Below are 19,125 nucleotides of genomic sequence, written 5' to 3' on the forward strand. Positions count from 1 at the left end.
AAAGCAAAAGCATCTCTACATTTCAACAAAAATGTGGGGATGCTTTTTTGTAATGCTCAATTTTCGGTCAGCTTACTTCGATAGTCAGCTGGAGTTAATCCATATTTTTCATGGAATTTCTTGTAAAATTGAGTAATATTTGACATGCCAACAAGACTCGCGATTTCTGAGATTGGCTGTTCGGAAAACTCTAAGAACTGAGCCGCATTTTTCAGCCGTTGATCAGTTTGGATTTCTTTGAATGACTTTCCAAAAGTACGTTTAATTAGCTGCGATAAATACTTGGGATGATAATTATAAAGTTGAGCAGTTTGTTCTAATGTACAGAGCTCGGAATGCTTTTCAATATATTCAATAATTGCTAACAGATTGTTGGCATCGGTTGAGCTGATATGGACGATTTGCTTGTTTTCGTTGGCTTGATAGTTACGAATGAGTTGAATGAATATCAATGAAAACAGCGCTTCAATCGAGTATCGACTAAACGAATCATTTTTAAAATATTCATTGATGAGTTGACTAAAGTAGTTTTCAATAGTTGCATCACTATTTCTAAAAATCAGATAGCCATCATGATGATTATTCTGCGTAATTGCAGCAAACAAAAAATTAGTCAATACACTAGCCTCTCCCAGCCCCATAATAAATTCCCGCGAAAAAAAGTCGTTACTCAAACTAATATTGAGCACAATGTCATTTTCAGTTAATTTTTCTTTTGCCCGAATAACATTACGATCAACAATGCAAATATCTCCTTTAGTAAGTAAAATCTTTTCATCATTAACGGTGTAATGGCAAGTACCCGCATAAACATAGTTAATATTTATATTGCTATGAATGTGTTTCGGGACAGAGGTAAAGCGTGAGTCTCGGCGGATTTCAATAATATTTTTTTTCAAATTTGGAAGTTCGAATTTATAAACTTTTTCCTCATCAATCATTACTTGGGGTAATTGTTGGTAAACTGGACTGTGAAATGCAGGATTAGCTAAATACTTTTCTTCAGGCTTCGTCAAATCAAAAATCGTGGCTAAATAATTATTATTCACAAAATCACCTTACCTTTTGTTAGTCATTAACTAGAAAAGAATTATTGAAAACGTTTTATAAAAATATATACTTGTATTATAGCTAGCAAGAAATATTTGCGCAAGTATTGGTCTAATAAATTATTTAGGAGGACTTAGGATGGATACGAAAGATTTAAGCAAACAAATCCTAGTTAATATCGGTGGAAGTGAAAATGTGAATAATGTTACTCATTGTGCTACTCGTTTGAGAATTACGGTGAAAGATGAAGCGCAAATTAACAAAGATAAAATTGATGGTTTAGATGGTACCCTCGGAAGTGTCAATAGTGGCGGGCAATTTCAAATTATTATTGGACAAAATGTTGGTCGTGTTTATGAAGCTTTTTCTGCTGAGCTAGAAGGTGCTGGTGATAAAGTGGAGAAAGAAGAAGTGGTAGAAGCAAGCTCAGATAAGAAAAAATCTGTCTTTTCAAACATATTAGATACAATCACGGGTATTTTTACACCGCTATTACCTGCGATTACGGCTGCGGCAATGATAAAAACGCTTTTAGTGCTGTTAGATCTATTTCATTTAATTGACCCTACTGGAGGAACGTATAAAGTTTTAACGTTTGCTGGAGATACCGCTTTTTATTTTATGCCAGTTTTGGTAGCGTTCTCAGCTTCTTTAAAATTTAAGTTAAATCCGTATTTAGGGGCTTTAATGGGTCTGCTATTAATTCACCCAAGTTTTGTAACACTAGTGGCGGATAAAAACCCAATAAACTTATTCGGTTTTTTGCCAGTAACATTAGCTAATTATAGTTCGACGGTTATTCCGATAATGCTAATTATCTGGATTGCATCTTATGTTGATCGCTATGCTGATAAATTTTGTCCAGAAGCAGTGAAATTTTTTATTCGTCCATTAGTGACTTTCTTCGTGATGATTCCACTAGCCTTAGTAGTGATTGGGCCATTGGGATATTTGGTCGGTCAAGGCTTAGAAAGCGTAATTGATACTATCCAAGTCCACGCTATTTGGGTATTGCCTCTAATATTTGGAGCACTATCGCCAATATTTATAATGACTGGAATGCACTATGCGATAACCATTCCACTTGTATTACAATCTATTTCTTCTAATGGATTTGATATGTTGGGAATTGGCTTTTTAGTGGCAAATATTGCACAAGGAGGCGCTGCTTTTGCTGTTGGACGTTATGCGAAAGCGACTCAAGTGAAAAGTTTAGCTTACTCATCTGGGTTTACGGCACTTCTTGGCATAACGGAGCCAGCGCTATATGGAGTTAACTTAAAATATAAAAAACCGTTTTTAGCAGTAATGATTGCTGGAGGAATTAGTGGACTGCTAGCTGGGATATTAAGTGTTAAACGGATGACATTTGCGCCGACTGGACTAACTACTTTGCCAATTTTTATAGATCCAGCTAATCCTTGGAATTTGGTTTTTGCGATTTTGGCTTCGATTTTAAGTTTTATTCTAGCATTTATTTTAACGTCGGCCTTTATTTATAAAGATAATCGTTTACAAAAAGAACTAGGGGGAGAATGAAATGAACCAACAATTTCCAGATGATTTTTTATGGGGGGGAGCAATTTCTTCGGCACAAGCAGAAGGAGGTTACCTAGAGGATGGAAAAGGAATAGATACGCAGTCAATGCGCTATTTTAATTCAGAGTGGGACCGTAAGAAACGAGATGAGAATCGTAATATTAATATGACTTCTGAACGTTTTCAAGTAGCGCTAGAAACGAAAGACGAGGTGACTTACCCATTTCGTCATGGTATTGATTTCTACCACAGATACAAGGAAGATTTAGCTCTTTTAGAAGAAATGGGGATACGGGTGTTTCGGACGTCGATTGATTGGTCGCGAATTTATCCGAATGGAGACGATGAAACGCCGAATGAAGCGGGTATTCAATTTTATATCGACATATTTACAGCGTGCCAGGCCAAAGGAATGAAAGTATTTGCTACTATGCTACATTATGGAATGCCAATTAATTTGGTTACTAAATATGGCGGCTGGAAAAACCGTAAAACTATTTTCTTTTTTGAAAAATATGCTCGTACTTTATATGAGAGACTTGGAGATTTGGTTGATTACTGGTTACCATTCAATGAAATCAATTGCAATAGATTTAATCCTTATAACGGGTGTGCGGTTATCAAGGACCAAGAGGAAGACTATAATCAAGCTATTTTTCAAGCAGGACATCATCAATTTTTAGCTAATGCACTTGCGGTTAAAGCGGGCCATGAGCTATTGGAGCAACCGATGATTGGCGGTATGATTGCTCGGTTCACGACATATCCAGCAACGTGTAAACCAGAAGATGTGATGCAAGCAATTTTGGATGAAAATTATAAAAATTATTTCTACACAGATGTGCTAGCTCGAGGGAAATATCCTAGTTATACGAAACGGATGTTGGAAGAACTAGATGTACAATTGGAAATTCAGGAGGGGGACTTAGAACTATTACGCGAAAATACTGTGAATTTCATGTCATTTTCTTATTATATGTCGATGATAGCAAGTGTAGCCCCTGATTATGAAATCACAAGCGGAAATTTACTAAGTGGAATGAAAAATCCTTATTTAGAAACGAGTGATTGGGGCTGGCAAATTGACCCAGTTGGTTTACGAGTTTCACTAAATGAAATGTATGACCGTTATCAACTACCAATTTTTATCGCAGAAAATGGTTTAGGTGCGCATGATACAGTAGAAGAAGATGGCAGTATTCACGACGATTATCGTATCGACTATTTAGCAAAACATGTAGAACAAATGGCAGAAGCAATTCATGATGGAGTAGACTTAATTGGTTACACAATGTGGGGTATTATTGATATTGTAAGTTGTGGCACTATTGAGATGTCAAAACGATATGGTGTCATTTATGTTGATTTAGATGATGCTGGCAAAGGTAGCTATGAACGTAAGAAAAAAGCTTCTTTTGATTGGTATAAAAAAGTGATTGCAATGAATGGAATCACACTAGACTAAAAGGAAAACAAGCAGAAATCGAGACTTCATATATCGGTTCCTGCTTGTTTTTCTATGAAAAAACCACCAATCTGTTTCACGAGTTCTTCGTTTACAGAATAAATATGCGTTGTACCTTCCTTTCGTAAATTGATAAGTTCAGCTTCCTTTAGTAGTTTAATATGATGGGATAGTGTCGATTTTGAAACGTTGTAAGTTGTTCCAGAAAAGCGTTTTTCCTTATTCTTGAGTAAACATAGAAAGATATCTAGGCGGATTGGATCGCTAAGTGCTTGGAATATTAATAATAATTCTGGTTTGGATAATTCATTCATCTTTTTCATATAAACTATCATATCACAACTTACTTTTTAATTGCATGGAACTTGCGGCTATGATATATTGTTATAGTTCGAAAAAAATCGAACTATAAAATACGAAAGAAGATGTTTTGAAATGTTGCATATCGAAGCGCGAATCACGATAAAAGCTGAACAAACGAATGCTTTTTTACAGGCGGCACAAGAAGTTATTGCAGCAACACGAGCTGAGGTAGGAAATCATGGCTATGAGTTAGTGCAATCTACTGAAAATGAAACAGTGTATTACATGCTTGAGAAATGGGAAGACATGGATGCAATTACGAAACATAACGAAAGCAAGCATTTTAAAAATTTCCAGAAACTAGCTGCCAATTTTGTTGCTAAACCACTTGAAATAGCAGTTTTAACACCAATTGAACGATAAGGAGGAGAAAAAATATGACTTACTTAAATAATGATTTTGAAGACTTAATGAAAAACCGCCGATCGATTCGGGAATACGATGAAACAGTAAAAATTAGCCAAGAAGAAATGCAAACGATATTAACAGATGCGGTGACTGCTCCTTCGTCGGTAAACATGCAACCGTGGCGCTTTGTTGTCGTGGAAAGCGATGCCGGAAAAGAAAAACTGAAACCGTTAATTCGCTTTAATACACTACAAAATGATACTTCCGCAGCAATGATCTTGATTTTTGGCGATTTAAACAACTTCGAAAATGGCGAAAAAATTTATGGTGGTGCAGTGGAACGTGGTCTGATGCCGGCAGATGTAAAAGAACAACAAATGGCAAAACTAAGCCAATATTTTGAAGCAATTCCGCGCTCCGAAGCAGAACGAGTTGTATTAATTGATGGCGGGATTGTTGCTATGCAGCTAATGCTTGTTGCTCGCGCTCATGGCTATGATACGAACCCAATTGGCGGTTTTGAACGAACAGAAGTTGCGAAAGCTTTTGGTATGGATCCGGAGCGCTATGTGCCAGTAATGATTGTGTCGATCGGTAAAGCTAAAAGTAATGGATATCAGTCTTATCGTTTACCAATTACTGATGTTACTACATTTGCATAAAATGAACATAAATAAAGCAAGGGGATGTAATGTCTCCTTGTTTTTTTATGCTTCCTCGTTATATAATTAAATTAGAATATTACATAAACAAAGGAGGCCAAGCAACAATGACTATTAAAATCACTCGTAAGGCTGGAACTTTAGGTGGTATTTCACCAACAAAAATTAAAATAGAAAACGAAGGAAATGTGGAATTGAATGATGGGGAATCCTATTTCTTTATGCCGAAAAAAGAGAAAACAAAAGTGAAAGTAAATCGGTGGTTTTCGGGAAGTCAAGAAGTGGAAATAGATAATAATAGTAAAGTTTTGCTTATACTTAATACTAAAGCAGTCGTTCTATATTATGCGATGTTTCCATTTTGGATAGTGGGTCTTTTGATGACTAATATTCTTTCAATGGGAATCGCTATAACGCTTTGTATCGCTTCCTTTCTTTACTCTAGAAAAAACTGGTTCAAAATCGTGCAAACAGAAAATTGATTTTAATAAAGGTAGTATTGGCGAATGGCTAATACTACCTTTATTTCATCTGTGTAACTAACTTTTATACTTGTGTAATTTTAAAATAGCGCTAAAACCTATTATGTTAGCGCTTTCTTTTGGCATGATTATTGCATGTTATACAGATGCTCAGAATGAATCTTTTACGAGGAGGGTGGACAAATAGAAGAACTGTTCTGGCAACCACACAAAAGGGGTACAGAGACAAACTTAGAACTACCGAAATGAGGTTTATAAATCAAAAATCGGGGTGAAGAGATGAATAAAAAGACGAAGAAGTTTTTTAGTATTGCATCTGTAGTGTTGTTAGTTTTATCATTAGTAGTTGTATCAATTGGTGCAGCACAGCCAAAACGAGTGAAAGCGGCTGAAAATGTGCCACAGTATCGAAATGTTATGTATTATGGAGATTGGTCAATTTGGGGAGGAGAAGGTAATTTTTATCCGAAAGACATTCCAGCAGAGCAGTTAACGCATTTGAATTTTGCTTTTCTGGATTTTGATAGCAACGGGGATTTAGTTTTCACGGATAAAGATGCTGCTGTTGGGGCGCCTGTTGGACAAGAGGGAGTTCAGTGGGGCGGTGCGAATGCAGGGATTTTGAACGCGATACAAGATTTGCGGGCAAAAAATCCGAATTTAAAAATTGGCGTTTCTGTTGGAGGTTGGTCTAAATCGGGGGATTTCTCGACCGTCGCAGCAGATCCAACTAAACGAGCTAATTTTGTGAAAAACGTAATGAAATTTGTGAAGTATACCAATATGGATTTTGTTGATTTGGACTGGGAATATCCTGCTTCGGTGCGGGCTGCTGACCTTGTTGATAATAAAAATGATGAAGGTACTCCAAATGCAAAACCTGCGGACAAACAAAATTTTATTACGCTTCTACAAGACTTAAGAACGGCTTTGGATAAACAAGGTGTCGACATTAATAAGAAATATGAATTATCGGTTGCTTTGCCAGCTGCAAAATCCACTTTAGAAAATGGCGTAGATGTAGCGAATCTCTTTAAAGTAGTCGATTTTGCTAATGTGATGACGTATGACTTGAATGGTGCTTGGACTCCAAACAGTGCGCATCACACAGCGCTTTATGGTAATCCGAAAGATCCTAATTATGATAGCGGATTTTCGGTCGACCAAACGATAAAATACTTAAAAGACAAGGGAGCAGTTTCGAATAAAATTGTTGTTGGAGCAGCATTTTATACTCGGGGCTGGAATAAAGTAGCTGCTGGAGATGATACTGCTTTGCCAGGACTTTTCCAAGCAGCGGAGAAAAACAATAAGGATGCCGATGGTTCGCTAACTTATGGAGCGAATAACGAAAATCCAATCAAAACAGGCGACGGGGGTCGTGCTGGTGGAGTGTATGCTTATAGAAGTATTGATGCTCTGAAAGCAAAAACGCCAACTTTGAAAGAGTATTGGGATGACACGGCTAAAGCGCCTTATCTGTATAGTAAGGAAACTGGGGAGTTTTACACATATGACAATACGCGTTCGATTGGCTATAAGGCTCAGTATGTGAAGGATAATAACCTTGGCGGCATGATTTCTTGGATGCAGTCACAAGATAAAGCAACAACTTCAACCAAGCGGGATGAACTTACTAAGGCGATTAAAACAGGTTTATTCGGAACAAGTGCTATCCCACAAAATACGATAAAATATGCGGATTTGAATGTGGTAGCAACTGTAAAACCTTATAGCGAAAATGGGGTCGGATACGAAATAACCATTACAAATAATGAAAAAGCGGATGAAACAAATGAAGTACTGAAATCAACCGAACTAGCTTTTGAAACAGTAAAATTACCGAAGTTTTATATTCCAGTGATAGCAGGCGAAACGCTGACTGCTGGGGATTATAAAGCAGGAACCGTTACTACTTCTGGCGGGAATACAGTGGTTGATTTAGCTTCCGTTTATGATGCCCAACAAATTCCACAAGGCGCATCTTATACTTTCCGCTTAAAATCAAGTGCAGCGACAGTAGATGTAAATCATATTTCCAAAATTGATTTGACGCAACGAATGGTTAAATCAAGTGTCGAATTTAGTAAGCAAACTATTTTTGGCGGCGGAAGTGTTGTACCAGACCCAAGTGATACCGAAGCGCCAACCGTTCCAAAAACAGTCGTAGCATCGAATGTATCTGATAAAGCAGCGACATTAACGTGGACGGCTTCAACAGATAACAAAGCAGTTGCGGGATACAAAATTTATCGAAATGGAACGGAAGTCGGCTCTGTATCAGGAACTACTTTTACGGATAGTGGCTTAACTGCAAAAACAGCCTACACTTACACAGTGAAAGCCTATGATGCGGCAGGGAACTTTTCTGCGGCAAGTGCTGCATTAACAGTTACAACGCTAGATGCATCAACACCGCCTGCAACTCCAGCTTGGGATACCGCAAAAACCTATAATAAAGGTGACCAGGTTTCTTATAAAGGAAAAATATATGAAGCGCAGTGGTGGACACAAGGAAATGAGCCAGGAGCTGAACAATGGGGGCCATGGCTGTTGATTAATTAAAAATAAGGATAGGATAAAAGTAGATTTAAAATCACTTTTTATCCTATCCTTTTTAAATTCTAAAGCGATTGTAACATATCAAACTGTGACTGGTACAAATTATAATAATAACCATGTTGCGCCATTAATTCTTCGTGGCTACCGGATTCTTGAATTTGACCATTATCAATATAGAAAATCCGTGAACTGTTTTTAATTGTAGAGAGCCGATGCGCAATAATAAAAGAAGTACGTCCTTCCAGCAGCTTTTCCAGTCCTTCTTGTAGTAGAATTTCTGTCTGAGTATCGATACTTGAAGTTGCCTCATCAAGAATTAAGATTTTTGGATCAGCGAGTAACGCCCGAGCAAACGAAATTAGTTGTCGCTGCCCAGCTGAAAGGGTACTACCGCGTTCTTTCACTTCGGTATAATAACCATCTTTCAAACCAGTTATAAAATCATGGGCGCGAACCACTTTAGCAGCAGCAATAATTTCTTCTTCAGTTGCATCTAATTTGCCGTAACGAATGTTCTCAATAATCGTTCCTGAGAAAATAAAGGTATCTTGGAGCATGACGCCCATTTGTTCTCGGAGTGATCTAAGTGTCACCTCTTGAATATTCTCACCATCGACCAAAATTTCTCCAGAATTAATATCATAAAATCGGCTAAGTAAATTAATAATCGTCGTTTTCCCCGCACCAGTTGGTCCAACTAGCGCAATGGATTCGCCGGCATCCACATGGAAATGAATCCCTTTCAAAATGTCGTGACCTTCCTCATAACGAAAATAAACATTTTTAAAGTCAACATTACCAACGATTTGTGGCATTTTTTTCGCATTTGGCAAATCTTTAATGTCTGGTTCCACATCCATTGTTTCAAAAATCCGCTCTAAATAAGTCGTAGCCGTAATAAGAGAATTATAAAAGTTTCCAATATTAATTACAGGGTTCCAGAAATTCCCAACATAACCGATAAACGCGATAAGTGTCCCAGTGGAAACATCAACGCCGTATCCCTTAATGCCAACAAAATAAATCAAACAAGTAGTCATTACAGCGATATTTTGGACACCCGGCCAAAGCAAGAATTGGATTTTGACAGCTTTCATCCAAGAAGTCCGATAGTCATTACTTACCTCTGTGAAAATTTCGAAGTTTTGCTCCTCGCGCGAAAAGCTTTGGGTTACTTTAATTCCAGCAATACTTTCATGGATATAAGCATTCATATTTGACTGCTTATTACTAAGAACTTGATAGGCTTTTCGCTGTGCCGTTTTGATTACCATCACAATAACAAAAAGAACCGGGAGCAGTGCCAAGCTATAAAGTGTCAAAGTAGGATCTATCATCAGCATGAATCCAAGTGTAACGAGTACGCTGATAATATCAGAAATTAAGTTAATAAGTCCATTTGAAAGCAAATCACTTAACATATTAATATAGTTAACAACCCGAATAAGAATTTTCCCATGAGGCCTACTATCAAAGTAAGAAAATGGCAGCTTCTGTAAATGACCGAAAATCGCAGTTCGCATATCTTTCAAAATATCTTGACCAATCAAGGTAATCGACTTAATCCGGTAACGCATACAAAGTCCAGTTACAACAACTGATGCCACAAAAATAACGGCAATCCAGAAAAGCTGGGTCATATCTTTGTTTGGAATCGTATCATCAATAACTACTTTCGTTAGGTAAGGTCCAATCATTGTTGCGATGTTTGCAAGTAGAATGACAACAAGCGTCAGATAAATCGATTTTTGGTAGGGTTTGACGTATATGAGAATCCGTTTTAAATGTGCGGAACTGAAGGCTGTTTCTAGCTTTTCATCGACATCAAATTTATTTCTAGCCATTCGCACTCGCCTCCGTCCCTAGTTGTTTATTGTAAATATCAAAATAATAACCTTTTTTAGCTAGCAAATCAGCATGTGTGCCACGTTCGATAATTTCACCGTGATTTAAAATCAATATTTCGTCAGCTTCTTTTACTGAAGAAATCCGGTGCGCAATAATAAAGGTTGTCGTATTTTCCGTAATTTGTTTTAATTCTCCTTGGATCTTCACTTCGGTTTCCATGTCAACGGCAGAAGTTGTATCGTCCAAAATGAGAATAGAAGGATTTTTCAACAGTGCTCGAGCTAGCGAAATCCGTTGTTTTTGTCCGCCAGAAAGACCAACTCCGCGTTCACCAACAATTGTGTCATAACTTTCCGGCATTGTTTCAATAAAATGGTCAGCATCAGCAATTCGAGCCATTCGCCTGACATCTTCCATCGTTGCATCTGGCGCCCCAAAAGCAATGTTTCCTTCGATTGTGTCAGAAAACAGGAAAATATCTTGCATAACGGTCGCGATATGATTTCTAAGTTCCCGCACATGCCACTTTTTCGCATCGACGCCATCTAATAAAATTTCACCAGAAGTAGGATCATAAAAGCGGCAAATCAAGTTGACTAAAGTAGATTTGCCTGCGCCGGTTTCTCCTAAAATTGCAATCGTTTGTCCTGGTGCAGCTTTCAAAGAAATATTTTTCAGAACATCGGTGGTTGGATCATCTTCAAAATGAAAACTAACATTTTTAAATTCGACATAGCCTTGCAGGGACGGCGCTGGTTTTTCGGCATGAATCGGAATTTTCGCTGTGGTCGCCATCATATCTTGAATTTTAAAAGATGAAGCAACAAAGCGTTGAACGTCATTAATTAACCAACCACTCATCCGCATTGGACCATTTAGCATCCATAAGAAACCGTTAAAGGCAACTAAATCTCCGAGTGTCATTTGGCCTTTAATTACTAAATAACCGCCAAAAACAAGCGTGATAACTACTAAAATTCCAGCTAGCGAATCAAGCACAGGAAGATAAGTCCTAGAAACTGCAGCAGAATCTAAATTACGTTGTTTAAAATCCTCGTTATGCTCATGGAATTTCTTCATTTCAAAATCTTCGCGCGCAAATGCTTTCACGACGCGATTTCCACTAATATTTTCTTCTACCATCGAGTTAAGCCGCGAAAAGCTTTCACGAATTTCATAAAAAACTGGTTGTGCTTTGCTAGACATTTTCATCGTAAGAAAAGCAATAAGTGGCGTCAAAATAACAAGTGCCAGCGTTAGTTTCCAGTCAATTGTCGTCATAATAACAATCGCAAACGTAAACAAGAAAATATTTTCCAGAATATTGTAAGACACCCAAGAAACAAAGTGACGAATCGCATCCGTGTCCCCAGTCATTCTTGCCATAATGTCACCTACACGAGTATTATTAAAAAAATCAAAATCCAATGACTGCAATTTTTTATAAAGATCTTCACGAATTTGGAAAAGGGAGTTTTGTCCAATTCGCTCACACATAATTTGATACGTATAACGACAAATCGTTCGAATAATGGTCGAAATAATCATGATTAAAAGTAATGGTATAAGCAATTTTGGCTGATTTTTATAAACGACATCATCAATCACTTTCCCACCAAGTAGTGGATAAATAATACTAATACCAGACGCAATAAAAATTAAAATAAATACTCCAACCATAAGCAGCCGATATTTCCGTACATATTGCCAAATCCATTTCATGCTTTTCATTCGTTTCACTTCCTTTTTACTTTTATTCATCCATTTAGTTTACACCCCTAATTTGGAAAAAGAATGGTTTATATTCGCTGGAAGCATGGACAATGTTATATAATTAAAGGATAATTGTAAACGTTATTATTAGGAGGTGAGAAGATGCTAAAGATTAATACAACTACATTCAATCCGCAAATTTTGTATATCGCCAGTTATTATACAAATGAGCCACGAATTGGAGAAAATCACCATCATGACTTTTTAGAAATTTCGATTATTTGTGAAGGAACAAGTGTTTATGATATTGAAGGTGAGCGAGTTGAATTAAGTGCAGGGGATGTATTAGTTTTTAATCCCGGTGTGAATCATTTCGATATTACCGAACCAGGAATGACAAATGTACAACTCCACATTGGTTTTCGTAATTTTACTTTGGAAGGCTATGCAAGAAATACGTTCCCGTTTAAAAAAGCATTTTTACGAAAAAGCGAAACAGAGTCAGCTATTTTAAATATTGCTAAACAAATTATTGATGAAAAAGATGCCGAAAAATCGGGCTATGATTTAATGTTGAAAGCCAATTTAATGCAGCTGATTATTCATATTTTACGCGAAGCAACCCCAGAACAACTTGAAAATAATGGGATGAAATTGTCGACGGATGAGCAGCAAAAGCAAATGCTTGTGAATGAAATTATTCATTATATGGAAAAACATCATAGTGAGGATGTGTCGCTTTCATCGCTATCGCAAACAATGTATATCAGCCCGGCTTACATTTCTAAAGTATTCAAAGAAGAAACGGGAGAATCGCCAATTAATTACTTAATCAAGATTCGTCTTACCCGTGCTGAGGAGCTCCTCAAGAATAAAGATATCACGGTTAAACAAGCGGCTAACATGGTTGGATATAATGACGCTTATTATTTTAGTAAGCTTTTCAAAAAATATTACGGCTTCCCACCATCTGAAAATTGGCGAAAATCTAGTTAACGTCTAAAACAAGCTAATTGAACGTATAATTATGACATAACCGCAAAAAAAGCATGCTCCGTGGTAAAATTAAAAAGAAATATACCATAGAAAGAAGGAAGAAATGATGCGTTATGAAGAAGCCTTGAAATATTTAAAAACACATAACCACACGCAACAAGATGAAGGTACCGAAGTCATTTTTAAAATGGTAGCGGATACATCCCGTGGAAACCTCGATCCATTTCTATTAAAAGATCGTGAAGAAGAGTTAGAAGGCACTAATACGGCAATTGAAGTTATGCCGGAAGAAATGGCCATGCCAGATTTTTCGAATTTAGAAATCGCAACAGCAGCGGCCCTCCAAATGCGTGCTTCGATGGGAAGTCCCAATAAAGATTTAACCAAAGGAGTAACAACGGAACACAGAGTCATTCAAGGTGAATATGGAGATATTCCAGTCCGAATTTATCATCATGAATCGCAAAAAGAACTAGCGCCAGCCCTCATTTTTTATCATGGTGGTGGATTTGTCGGAGGGACACCAGAAGTAGTAGAAAATTTTTGTAAAGGCATTGCGGAAAAACTACCAGCAGTTGTTATCAATGTTGATTACCATTTAGCACCTGAATTCCCAGCTCCAGCAGCACTACAAGACTGTTTCCGTGTACTGAATTGGGTCATAGAAAATAGTGATGAACTTCGAGTTGATGCTACGAAGATTGGTGTTTCAGGGGACAGTGCAGGAGGAACCTTAGCTGCGGCGGTAAGTTACATGGACCGAGAAGCAAAAACGAACTATGTCGGGTTCCAAGCCCTCTTATATCCAGTCCTTACGCTAATTGATGAGGATAATGACAAATATAAGTGGGATATCACTAAGTTTGCTGCCTCGGAAGAAACGATGCCGGTTGTAGCTCCGGGAATTATTGGAATGAATAATTCTGGTTTATTGCTTCGAACAGCATATGTAAGAGATGAAAATCCAGCTTCACCAATCTATTCACCATTATCCTCTCCAGATAAAAGTATTTATCCACCAACTTTAATTGTTAGTGCTGAATTTGATGCGCTCAGAGCTTTCGCAGCGGTATTTGCAAAACAACTAATGACTAGCGGCGTCAAAACAAAAGCAATCGTATATCAAGGAATGTGTCATGCATTTATTGATAAATACGGGATTTACCCACAAGCAGAAGATGCCGCAGATGAAATTGTCCAAATGATGAAAGAAATATTTTAAGATAGAAAAAGCAGGTATTTTGAGGAATACCTGCTTTTCATTGGACTAAATTTTGCGGTTCGTGCTAAAAGTATATTAGAATGGAGAAGAGAAAAGGGAAGGAATGATAGGGCGTATGAAATTTCAACTTTTTATCCAACCAAAGTTAGATGTTCTCCAAGGAAATATTGTCGAATACGAAATACTTCTTAGAGATGATAGCGAAGTTCCTAAATTTCCTTTGACGGAGCTAGAAGCAGTGCTTGCTAATGAAGAAATATATTATGTTTTTTCAAAGTGGTTTAGTGAGGCTTTTTTAGAAGTTTTAGACAAATATCCCAGCGACCGTTTTGCTATTAATATAGCGCCACAACAGCTTTTTTATGCTGAAACACTTCTCTGGCTAGAAGAACTGAGAAGCGAGAGCCATCGAATCACTGTAGAAATCACCGAAGATATTTTTGACGTACCCGCACATAAGCAACATTTAAATGCCAATGAGAAAGATGCGTTTATCCTCAATAAAATCAAAGTCATTCATGGACTAGGTTATCATATTGCCATGGATGATGTTAGTTGTGGCCTAAATAGCTTGGAACGAGTGATGAGCTATCTGCCGTATATAATTGAAATTAAGTTTTCTTTAATCCATTTTAAAAGCATCGATTTAGAAGATTTGCTGTACTTTATTAAAGCTTGGGCGAACTTTGCTCAGAAAAATAATTTGGATTTTGTTGTAGAGGGAATTGAAACAAAAGAAACCATGGCAATATTAGAAAGTCATGGCGTCTCGATTTTTCAAGGTTATTTAGTTAATAAGCCATTTCCGGTTTAAAAGTTTTCAATCTGATTCTGCAAGTTTTGGAAAGAACTAATAGTAATTGGTTTTTTGGAAGTTAGTAATCCTTTTTCGCGCATCGTTTCTAAAGCTTCCGTAATTCTGGCCCGGCTAGAGCGACAATAATCAGCTAAAAGCGACTGCGTAACATAAGATGGAAGTGTAATCTGATCATCATGTTGATGAAGATTCAGAAGCTCCACAATTTCCACTAAGACATTCGTTGCTTTGTAAAATGGTGACTGATTAATATTTTTATAATTTTTTGCAGTAAACATGTATTTAACAAGAACATTATCTAATATTTGGTGGAAAACTTGAGGATTTGCGTATAAATAATTAAGGAAAAGCTCGCGATTAATCAGTATGGCACTTCCATCAGTGAGGGCACGCACACGATAATCTATAAGTTTAGGCGCGGTACTTGTCTCGAGCAACACTTCTACTCCAAAAAGCATCGACTCAGCGACTAGCCCATTTATTAACCAACGACCTTCAGATGTATGCCCTTCGATAGTGGCTGCACCAGACATAATGATGCCTAATTGTGTTTTATGATCCCCTCCAACTCCAAATGAGTGGATGATATCACCCTTACTAAATGAAACCCTATTTGAATATTCATGCGAAATAACATCTAATATATCATTAATGTAAAGCATTTATCAAAACTCCTATATGAAGTAGAACTAATTCACATTATTTAGCAACTAACATTATTACTATACTACCAAGTAGATGAAAAAGATACATAAATGGAGTTTGCGTCACAAAATAGCCACATTTTAGACACTCAATTGAAACAAATTTTTGGATTTTTACGTGAAAATATTAAAAAGGCACCGACCCAACTAGTTTCGGAACCTTCAAAATTTCTTATAAACATCAATAGAGCTACCAAAATTAATTAAATATCCACCGTAATCATACATCGGCCCATATTTTTCTGCGTAATGCGTAACAGTATTCCGCAAAAATTCCTCGGTTACTTCTAAAAAATCGGCCACTTCAAAATATTCTCTCAGTCCGAGATAAAAACAAGTAATGATATCTTCAAGCGGAACCATTGCTTCATAACCTTTTCTACGGGCGAAAAGCTCTTGCTTCTTATCCATAATTGTTACTTGTTTCGTAATATTACCAACTGTATATTTATAATGCATTAATTCTTCCGCTAAAACGCACCCTTTTTCAATGGAAGACTGGTTTTTATTGATCAAAATTATCCCATTTAAATATAGACCAGGTAATTTGTAAGGCATTTTTTCTTCTCTTATGGTTACTTCATCTTGGTATTTAGCTACCAATTTTTCATACAATAAAATCACATCCCGCGATGGAGTTTTTTCTTCATCTCTATATAGGCTAATATATCTCGCAATTCTTCATCTGTTACATCATCATCAATGTGGGCCGCGACTGTCATTCCTCGTTCATCAACAGGAGGTAAGTTTCTTTCTGGGAAAAAGTCATCTAATCGTTTGTTAAAAATCTTCGCAATTTCAAATAAAACATCTTGGTTTGCTTTGCGATCACCATTTTCATAGCGGCTGATAGTTTGGCGTGTGGTGTGCAAGCGCTCAGCAAGGGCCTCTTGATTTAAACCTCGTTCCTCACGATATTGTTTTATTTTATTTCCTACAAACTTATTTAACTCCATAATTATTATCCTCCAACTATTTATGGTTCTAGTGTAGCATCTTTAGCACCAAAATGGAACTTTTTAAGACAGAATTGTTTGATTTAATTTACTTGTAACCAAAATGGTGCTATAATAAGCGTATGTTAAAAAATAAAAAACGCTCGACCTTGCACCTATAGCACCGAAATGGTGACAAATATGCGAAGTGAACGAGTAAATTCACGAGATGGAAGTGATAGAGATGGATAGAAAACTTCTTAAAGAAAAGCAAATACAATTGATTTTCCAACTAGAAAAAGAAGCAAATAGGTTTGTAAGAAAGCGACTAATAGAGGAACTAGAATACTTTGAAGCATTAGGAGACGAGGAAAAAGGACTTTTAACAGCGGAGCAAAAATTACTTATTTTATCACCGCGAGAATACTTAACATATAAAAAGACATTTTCTGATGTTCAGATTAGCAACTTAATTGGCGTATCAAGGTCTTCGCTTGCAGAATGGAAACGAAAAAAAGGATTATCAAAGAAACAACGACCTCGAATTCAACAAGAAATGATTCGAATCTTAGCTTACCATTTAGATAAATCAGAAGAAGAAATCAGTCGTTTACCTGACGCAATGATTGAATGTCAATATGAAGCTTTCGTCATTAATGAAGCCCATAATTAAGGAGTGATTGTATGCAAGTGCTTGTTTTACCAGAAAGTAAAGACATTAATTACATTAAAACTGTTCAAGAAGTAAAACGATTTTTTGCCGATTTTCAGCGCTTTCGTGTGATAAGTGGACTTCCGCAAAAGCCGTTTCTGGAGAAAAATGGGCAGTTGGAAGAAGCTATTTTTAATACAGTAGCTTTTTCTGCAAGACATGCTAAGGAAGTAATGAATGAGGCGCAGTGTCTAGTAGAAAAATACACGATGATACTCAACCAAATGGATGCGTTGTATCGAACTATTTTGTTGGACTGCTATATAGAAAGAAAGCAAGATGTGGCGATTATGATGAATTTACCATATGAGATTGCTCAATTTAAACGGATTAAAAAACGAGCAGTTTTGGAAATTGCTACGGTTGTGGGGATTTTGGTTAGGAAGGCATGATACTTTCGTGATATTTTGAGAAGTTGATTTTTCAGTAATATAAAGGTAAGGAATTTGTCCAGTATGCGGATGACAATAAAAGCTGCAGCAGAATAAGGGTGCACCGCTGTTCTGATCAATACATGTGTTTAATTCAGAAGTTTGCTTTTTAATGTAATCAAAAAAGGGGGGGTTCCATGGAAGTCATACTAAAAGTTGGGATACTGGGATTTGGTGCGGCGTTTGGATACTTATTTGGGGAAGTGGATCTGTTGGTAAAAGTGCTTGTATGCTTTATTGTAGCTGATTATATTTCTGGGCTACTCGCTTCAGGATATCAAGGGAAACTAAATAGTAAAATGGGTTTCAAAGGAATCGCAAAAAAGATTGCTATCTTAATTTTAGTAGCTATTGCGCACCAAATAGACTTGATTCTAGGAACGTATAATTCAACTCGTGATGCTGTTATCTTTTTCTATTTGGCAAATGAGCTGATTTCTATATTGGAAAACTTCATACGAATGGAAATGAAAGTGCCAGAAGTTTTGAAAAATTTAATTTCGATTTTTGATTCGAAAGCAGGTAAGGAGGAAAAGAAAAATAACGAAAATATGAATTGATGTAGGTCATGGCGGTAAAGATTCTGGTGCAATGGGAAACGGACTTGTGGAGAAAAATTGGGTGCTGGCTGTTGCGAAGTTGTTGCAAACTGAACTGATGAATGCTGGCTTTGAAGTGGGGATGACAAGAACGGATGATACTTTTTATGAATTAAGTAAACGAGCGCAAAGAGCAAATAGCTTTAAAGCAAATTTATTTATCTCAATCCACTTCAATGCAGGTGGTGGTATGGGATATGAAGATTACATTTTCACCTCAACACCAGAACGAACTGAAGAAATCCAAAAAATAATTCATAAAAAAGTGATCGCAAAAGTTTCTAAACATGGAATGCGTGACCGAGGAATGAAAAAAGCGAATTTTGCAGTTTTACGAGAAACGGCTATGGATGCCATTTTATTAGAGGCGGGTTTTTGTGATAGTAGTGATGCGGTGATTCTCAAAACGAGTGCATATCAGAAAGATTTTTGCTTAGGGATTGTGGAAGCTGTGAAAGAAATCTTTGACGTTACAGTAACCAAATTTCGAGCAGGAAAATATTCAACAAGCTATGATGCGATTTCAGGTGGAAATCTAAAAGGCTATTTACCGGCTGGGACAAACGTTTTTGTTTATAAAGAATTAGCAAAAACAATTAATTTAACAATGGCTAAAGGTGTCCCTGGAAGTTGGGTTTTGAAAACCGAAGTGAATACTGGGAAAAGATAAAAAAGGA

20 protein-coding genes are annotated in these 19,125 nt (G+C 36.9%); 13 read left to right on the forward strand and 7 right to left on the reverse strand.

All coding sequences use genetic code 11. The features are described from left to right. Positions 1–56: 56 nt before the first annotated feature. Positions 57–1,049 carry an AraC family transcriptional regulator gene (locus tag CKV67_RS00470; RefSeq protein ID WP_014091658.1) on the reverse strand — a complete coding sequence of 331 codons (993 nt, stop codon included), beginning with the start codon at positions 1,047–1,049 and terminating at the stop codon, positions 57–59. 139 nt (positions 1,050–1,188) lie between these two features. Between CKV67_RS00470 and CKV67_RS00475 the strand changes: the two genes are divergently transcribed. Both CKV67_RS00475 and CKV67_RS00480 read left to right on the forward strand, forming a co-directional pair. Further along, positions 1,189–2,589 carry a PTS transporter subunit EIIC gene (locus CKV67_RS00475; RefSeq protein WP_014091659.1) on the forward strand — a complete coding sequence of 467 codons (1,401 nt, stop codon included), beginning with the start codon at positions 1,189–1,191 and terminating at the stop codon, positions 2,587–2,589. Position 2,590: 1 nt separating this feature from the next. Beyond that, positions 2,591–4,054 (forward strand): glycoside hydrolase family 1 protein, encoded by a 1,464-nt coding sequence (locus tag CKV67_RS00480; RefSeq protein WP_014091660.1) that lies wholly within the window; start codon positions 2,591–2,593, stop codon positions 4,052–4,054. Positions 4,055–4,080: 26 nt separating this feature from the next. Here CKV67_RS00480 and CKV67_RS00485 read toward each other — a convergent pair whose 3' ends face one another. After that, positions 4,081–4,377 carry an ArsR/SmtB family transcription factor gene (locus tag CKV67_RS00485; protein WP_014091661.1) on the reverse strand — a complete coding sequence of 99 codons (297 nt, stop codon included), beginning with the start codon at positions 4,375–4,377 and terminating at the stop codon, positions 4,081–4,083. A gap of 112 nt (positions 4,378–4,489) precedes the next feature. Here CKV67_RS00485 and CKV67_RS00490 point away from each other — a divergent pair, with 112 nt between their 5' ends. The 4 genes from CKV67_RS00490 (at position 4,490) to chiB (ending at position 8,474) form a co-directional block, all read left to right on the forward strand. Continuing rightward, positions 4,490–4,780 (forward strand): putative quinol monooxygenase, encoded by a 291-nt coding sequence (locus CKV67_RS00490; RefSeq protein ID WP_014091662.1) that lies wholly within the window; start codon positions 4,490–4,492, stop codon positions 4,778–4,780. 14 nt (positions 4,781–4,794) lie between these two features. After that, positions 4,795–5,427, forward strand: coding sequence for a nitroreductase family protein (locus tag CKV67_RS00495; protein ID WP_014091663.1), 633 nt, complete (start codon positions 4,795–4,797; stop codon positions 5,425–5,427). Between the two features lie 107 nt (positions 5,428–5,534). After that, positions 5,535–5,909 (forward strand): hypothetical protein, encoded by a 375-nt coding sequence (locus CKV67_RS00500; RefSeq protein ID WP_014091664.1) that lies wholly within the window; start codon positions 5,535–5,537, stop codon positions 5,907–5,909. 279 nt (positions 5,910–6,188) lie between these two features. Further along, the gene (gene chiB / locus CKV67_RS00505; RefSeq protein WP_014091665.1) at positions 6,189–8,474 is read left to right on the forward strand and encodes a chitinase ChiB; all 2,286 of its coding nucleotides are present in this window, start codon (positions 6,189–6,191) and stop codon (positions 8,472–8,474) included. A gap of 59 nt (positions 8,475–8,533) precedes the next feature. Here chiB and CKV67_RS00510 read toward each other — a convergent pair whose 3' ends face one another. Both CKV67_RS00510 and CKV67_RS00515 read right to left on the reverse strand, forming a co-directional pair. Then, entirely contained in the window at positions 8,534–10,315 is a 1,782-nt protein-coding gene (locus tag CKV67_RS00510) for an ABC transporter ATP-binding protein (protein ID WP_014091666.1), read from the reverse strand. Continuing rightward, positions 10,308–12,050 (reverse strand): ABC transporter ATP-binding protein, encoded by a 1,743-nt coding sequence (locus CKV67_RS00515; protein WP_014091667.1) that lies wholly within the window; start codon positions 12,048–12,050, stop codon positions 10,308–10,310. The genes CKV67_RS00510 and CKV67_RS00515 overlap by 8 nt, the downstream gene beginning before the upstream one ends. 144 nt (positions 12,051–12,194) lie before the next feature. Between CKV67_RS00515 and CKV67_RS00520 the strand changes: the two genes are divergently transcribed. The 3 genes from CKV67_RS00520 (at position 12,195) to CKV67_RS00530 (ending at position 15,064) form a co-directional block, all read left to right on the forward strand. After that, a complete protein-coding gene (locus CKV67_RS00520; protein WP_014091668.1) occupies positions 12,195–13,028 on the forward strand; it encodes an AraC family transcriptional regulator in 834 nt (277 codons plus the stop codon). A gap of 106 nt (positions 13,029–13,134) precedes the next feature. Then, positions 13,135–14,250 carry an alpha/beta hydrolase gene (locus CKV67_RS00525; RefSeq protein WP_014091669.1) on the forward strand — a complete coding sequence of 372 codons (1,116 nt, stop codon included), beginning with the start codon at positions 13,135–13,137 and terminating at the stop codon, positions 14,248–14,250. Between the two features lie 106 nt (positions 14,251–14,356). Further along, positions 14,357–15,064: an EAL domain-containing protein gene (locus tag CKV67_RS00530; protein WP_095075149.1), complete on the forward strand. Its 708-nt coding sequence runs from the start codon at positions 14,357–14,359 to the stop codon at positions 15,062–15,064. On the opposite strand, the gene CKV67_RS00535 is transcribed toward CKV67_RS00530, so the two are convergent. The 3 genes from CKV67_RS00535 to CKV67_RS00545 form a co-directional block, all read right to left on the reverse strand. After that, a complete protein-coding gene (locus CKV67_RS00535) occupies positions 15,061–15,729 on the reverse strand; it encodes a Crp/Fnr family transcriptional regulator (protein WP_014091671.1) in 669 nt (222 codons plus the stop codon). The two genes, CKV67_RS00530 and CKV67_RS00535, sit on opposite strands and share 4 nt — an antisense overlap. 204 nt (positions 15,730–15,933) lie before the next feature. Continuing rightward, the gene (locus CKV67_RS00540; RefSeq protein ID WP_014091672.1) at positions 15,934–16,386 is read right to left on the reverse strand and encodes an ImmA/IrrE family metallo-endopeptidase; all 453 of its coding nucleotides are present in this window, start codon (positions 16,384–16,386) and stop codon (positions 15,934–15,936) included. A gap of 5 nt (positions 16,387–16,391) precedes the next feature. Beyond that, positions 16,392–16,727, reverse strand: a complete 336-nt coding sequence (locus CKV67_RS00545; RefSeq protein WP_014091673.1) for a helix-turn-helix transcriptional regulator — start codon at positions 16,725–16,727, stop codon at positions 16,392–16,394. A gap of 223 nt (positions 16,728–16,950) precedes the next feature. On the opposite strand from CKV67_RS00545, the gene CKV67_RS00550 reads away from it, so the two are divergent. The 4 genes from CKV67_RS00550 to CKV67_RS00565 all read left to right on the forward strand — a co-directional run bounded on the left by CKV67_RS00550 (position 16,951) and on the right by CKV67_RS00565 (position 19,118). Then, on the forward strand, positions 16,951–17,379 hold the full coding sequence (locus CKV67_RS00550) for a hypothetical protein (protein WP_014091674.1): 429 nt from the start codon (positions 16,951–16,953) through the stop codon (positions 17,377–17,379). 11 nt (positions 17,380–17,390) lie between these two features. Next, the gene (locus tag CKV67_RS00555; RefSeq protein WP_014091675.1) at positions 17,391–17,810 is read left to right on the forward strand and encodes an ArpU family phage packaging/lysis transcriptional regulator; all 420 of its coding nucleotides are present in this window, start codon (positions 17,391–17,393) and stop codon (positions 17,808–17,810) included. Between the two features lie 176 nt (positions 17,811–17,986). Then, positions 17,987–18,409 carry a phage holin family protein gene (locus CKV67_RS00560; RefSeq protein ID WP_014091676.1) on the forward strand — a complete coding sequence of 141 codons (423 nt, stop codon included), beginning with the start codon at positions 17,987–17,989 and terminating at the stop codon, positions 18,407–18,409. 31 nt (positions 18,410–18,440) lie between these two features. After that, entirely contained in the window at positions 18,441–19,118 is a 678-nt protein-coding gene (locus CKV67_RS00565) for an N-acetylmuramoyl-L-alanine amidase (RefSeq protein ID WP_077905816.1), read from the forward strand. The last annotated feature ends 7 nt before the right edge of the window (positions 19,119–19,125 follow it).

Origin of the sequence: Listeria ivanovii subsp. ivanovii, assembly GCF_900187025.1 — a bacterium.
In the GTDB taxonomy this organism is placed as follows: domain Bacteria; phylum Bacillota; class Bacilli; order Lactobacillales; family Listeriaceae; genus Listeria; species Listeria ivanovii.